Source organism: Variovorax gracilis (assembly GCF_030317115.1).
Classification (GTDB): domain Bacteria; phylum Pseudomonadota; class Gammaproteobacteria; order Burkholderiales; family Burkholderiaceae_C; genus Variovorax; species Variovorax gracilis.
In genome coordinates, this window is sequence record NZ_JASZYF010000100.1 from 1 (window position 1) to 1,189 (window position 1,189).

Here is a 1,189-nt window from a genome sequence, read left to right on the forward strand (position 1 = left end):
AGAAAATGGCAAAAGGAAAATTCACCCGTACGAAGCCGCACGTGAACGTGGGCACGATTGGTCACGTGGACCATGGCAAGACGACGCTGACGGCGGCGATTGCGACGGTGCTGTCGGCCAAGTTCGGCGGCGAAGCGAAGGCCTATGACCAGATCGATGCGGCGCCGGAAGAAAAGGCACGCGGGATCACGATCAACACCGCGCACGTCGAATACGAGACGGCCAACCGCCACTACGCGCACGTGGACTGCCCGGGTCACGCCGACTACGTGAAGAACATGATCACCGGCGCCGCCCAGATGGACGGCGCGATCCTGGTGTGCTCGGCCGCTGACGGCCCGATGCCCCAGACCCGCGAGCACATCCTGCTGGCGCGCCAGGTGGGCGTGGGCTACATCATCGTGTTCCTGAACAAGTGCGACATGGTCGACGACAAGGAGCTGCTCGAGCTGGTCGAGATGGAAGTTCGCGAACTCCTGGACAAGTACGAATTCCCTGGCGACGACACCCCGATCATTCACGGTTCGGCCAAGCTGGCGCTGGAAGGCGACAAGGGCGAGCTGGGCGAAGGCGCCATCATGAAGCTGGCCGAAGCCCTGGACACCTACATCCCCACGCCTGAGCGCGCGGTGGACGGTACGTTCCTGATGCCGGTGGAAGACGTGTTCTCGATCTCGGGTCGCGGCACGGTGGTGACCGGTGCGGTCGAGCGCGGCGTGATCAAGGTTGGCGAGGAAATCGAGATCGTGGGCATCCGTCCGACGGTCAAGACCACCTGCACCGGCGTGGAAATGTTCCGCAAGCTGCTGGACCAGGGCCAGGCAGGCGACAACGTGGGCGTGCTGCTGCGCGGCACGAAGCGCGAAGAAGTCGAGCGCGGCCAGGTGCTGTGCAAGCCCGGCTCGATCAAGCCGCACACGCACTTCACCGCCGAGGTGTACGTGCTGTCGAAGGACGAAGGCGGCCGTCACACGCCGTTCTTCAACAACTACCGTCCGCAGTTCTACTTCCGCACGACCGACGTCACTGGCGCGATCGAGCTGCCCAAGGACAAGGAAATGGTCATGCCCGGCGACAACGTGTCGATCACGGTGAAGCTGATCAACCCGATCGCGATGGAAGAAGGCCTGCGCTTCGCCATCCGTGAAGGCGGCCGTACCGTCGGTTCGGGCGTCGTGGCCAAGATCCT

1 protein-coding gene is annotated in these 1,189 nt (G+C 63.6%); it reads left to right on the forward strand.

Annotated features, from left to right (window positions below):
- Positions 1-5: 5 nt before the first annotated feature.
- On the forward strand, positions 6-1,189 hold a 1,184-nt coding region (gene tuf / locus QTH97_RS36915), incomplete at its 3' end, for an elongation factor Tu (protein ID WP_286573750.1).